Raw genomic sequence first — 2,655 nt, 5'->3', positions numbered from 1 at the left:
AAAAGGGCAGCATGATGATCTATGTCGATGCCGATGCCTGTCCAGTAAAGGCTGAGGTGCTGCGGGTTGCTGAACGCCATGGGATTGCCGTCCATATGGTCAGCAACCAATGGATGCGTATGCCTTCCCATGCCCTGTTGCAGATCCATGTGGTTGCAGGTGGTCTGGACAAGGCCGATGATTGGATCGTAGAACATATCGGTACGGGGGATATTACCATCACGGCGGATATTCCCCTGGCTGCCCGATGTTTGAGCAAGGGAGCGCGGGTCATCGGCCACACTGGCAAACCCTTTGATGGCGACAGCATCGGCATGGCGTTGGCCATGAGGGATCTGAACGCCCATCTGCGCGATACCGGAGAGATCCGTAGCAGTGGAGCCTCTTTCGGCAGCAAAGAGCGCTCCCGTTTTCTGCAATCCTTGGAAGAGGCGATTCAGGCCCTCAAGCGTGGGAGATGAAAGCACATTCTGCTGAGAACGCTCCGGGTCATGACAAAGCATGCAGGCTATCAATAGCCTCTTCTAAAAGATTTTCTGACATTGTATGCTGCTTGCTCGCGGTTAAATACTGCAGCAAGCTGCACTCAGGGTGGGATATTTATGCGGTGATAGGGATGAACAAACAAATGAAAATAAAGCAATTTTTTAGTTGTTTTTCTGCTGTTTTGCTCTGTTGTGGCATATTGATTGCGCATGCAGACGCTGAATCATCTGCACCAACAAGTGAAATCAAAGCATTATTGGCAGCTTGGGATAAGCTGAATGACAAATGTCGCGGGGGCTCGGGTGATGATAAAAAAACCTGGGAGGCCTGTGATGAGCGGGAAAAAAAAGGTGGGCAGTTGCAAGCGCGTGGCTGGTGTTATGGAGAGCCAGGACAGGCAGGCTATCAAATGCAGTGGCATGCTTGCAAAAAGGAGCAGGTGCAGAGTGTTGAGGCCATCTCCTCGCGCAACAATGGCAAGCTGGTTGTTACCTGGACAACGCTTAAACCAGGGCAAAAGGATAAATCGGGATTTGCACTCACTGCGGAGGGTGCACTCTCGTATGCCGGGACAGTTCTGCAGCCCAGGGTCAAGGTGCAGGATGACCAGGGGCAATTGAGCAACCTTCCTCCTTCGGAAGTGCGGATTTCTCCTCCCAGTCCCTCTGGCAAATGGGCGTTTATGACGGCGTGTGAACCCAAAGCCTCTGAGAGCAATTTGTGCGCCTTCCAGTTTTTGCTTGATATGAAGAGTGGCAAATTGCATGAGCTGTATTGGACAAAATATGGGCAACCGGCGCATGTCTGGTGGGCGAAAGATGAGGCTTATGCCCTTATTCCCATCAGCCAGGAGGGGGATACGTGGTTGTCGGTGGTAGATATTAAAAAACGCGACAGTCGTGATGTACAGATGTATGATTTTGTCAAACAGGCGGAAGGGGCTTTGCAGTGCAAACTCAGTGAGAATGAGCCCGCCTATGTGCTTGACCTGGACTCCATCGAATGGCCGAACGGCCGAGAAGTACACTTTACCGTAGCTGTTCTGTGCGAACAGCCCGCGCAGCTTCGTTCGCTAAAGGGGCTGGTGGATGTGCCAACCGGCAATCTGCGACTGCTGCAGGTTGATAACCCGCCTCACTCGGCGCCCAAAGCCAAGACCAGTTTTGATTGCAGCAAGGCGGCTTCGGCGGTGGAAAAAATGATTTGTGGCAACGGGGAGCTGGCTGGGTTGGACGAAAAACTGGGCCAGTTGTACAAGCAAGCTGTGAACCAGAGCAAGAACAGCGACTTGCAAAAGGAGCAGCAGATCAATTGGCTGCGCCAAGTCCGCAATAAATGCACCACTGTGGATTGCTTGGCCAATGCCTACCGGTTGCGCATCAATGAGTTGCAGCGCTCTTTTTAGGCGATTCCGCCAAGGCGACTCGCGTTGATGCTGTTTTTTACTCTATGGCGGTGAGCAGATGCCAACTTTTTGCTCTCTTTGCAATAGGTTATTCTTTAAGAAGGAAGTCGCAAAATCTCTGCATGCGAGGCTGTGCCACACAGCAGATTGATTCACCAGCTCAGAGATCTCCAATGCGCAGCAGACTTTGTGTGATCGCCTGTTGAGACGAGGGAATCAACAAATGCTCATTTTTCCTCTTGATTGGGGGGGATTATACCGGTTGTAGCAGGTTTTTCTCCGTACAGTCGGGCATATTTTGCCAGAACCTGGAAAAGTGTTTGTTTTTTGATCGGTTTGTTGACATGTTCATTGCAGCCTGCAGAAAGACTCTCTGCCTGTTTGCCGATGGAGGCATGGGCACTGAGGGCAATGATGGCCAATGGCTTTCGCTGCTGCTGTTGCTCCCACTGCCGGATGCGGCGAGTGGCCTCGTAGCCATCCATTACCGGCATCTGGATATCCATCAGCACCAGATCGAACGGCTCTTCCTGAACGCGCAGCACAGCCTCGGCACCATTGTTGACGATCACCAAATAATGGGGGGTTCTTTTGAGATACAGTTTGAACAACAACTGATTGTCCAAATAATCCTCCACCAGAAGAATGCGCAGTTTGTGAATATCGGCATCGTTTTGCCGATTGGCATGCAGTGCAGGCTCGATCCAACCCTCCACACAGCGAATCGGCAGGGTAAAAGAAAAGATACTGCCGCGACCTGGATC

Annotated in this window: 3 protein-coding genes; 2 read left to right on the top strand and 1 reads right to left on the bottom strand. The window is 51.6% G+C overall.

Features of this window, described 5'->3' with window-relative positions:
- The first annotated feature begins 11 nt into the window (after window positions 1–11).
- Together EJP87_RS15275 and EJP87_RS15270 are read left to right on the top strand one after the other, a co-directional pair.
- On the top strand, window positions 12–461 hold the full coding sequence (locus EJP87_RS15275) for a YaiI/YqxD family protein (RefSeq protein ID WP_130472722.1): 450 nt from the start codon (window positions 12–14) through the stop codon (window positions 459–461).
- Between the two features lie 167 nt (window positions 462–628).
- Window positions 629–1,891, top strand: a complete 1,263-nt coding sequence (locus EJP87_RS15270; protein ID WP_130472721.1) for a lysozyme inhibitor LprI family protein — start codon at window positions 629–631, stop codon at window positions 1,889–1,891.
- Between the two features lie 227 nt (window positions 1,892–2,118).
- Here EJP87_RS15270 and EJP87_RS15265 read toward each other — a convergent pair.
- A partial coding sequence (locus EJP87_RS15265) for a response regulator (protein WP_130472720.1) occupies window positions 2,119–2,655 on the bottom strand: 537 nt, incomplete at its 5' end.

The sequence above is a fragment of the Candidatus Magnetaquicoccus inordinatus genome, from assembly GCF_004217665.1.
Lineage (GTDB): Bacteria > Pseudomonadota > Magnetococcia > Magnetococcales > Magnetaquicoccaceae > Magnetaquicoccus > Magnetaquicoccus inordinatus.
This window is presented reverse-complemented; position numbering and strand designations above follow the sequence as displayed.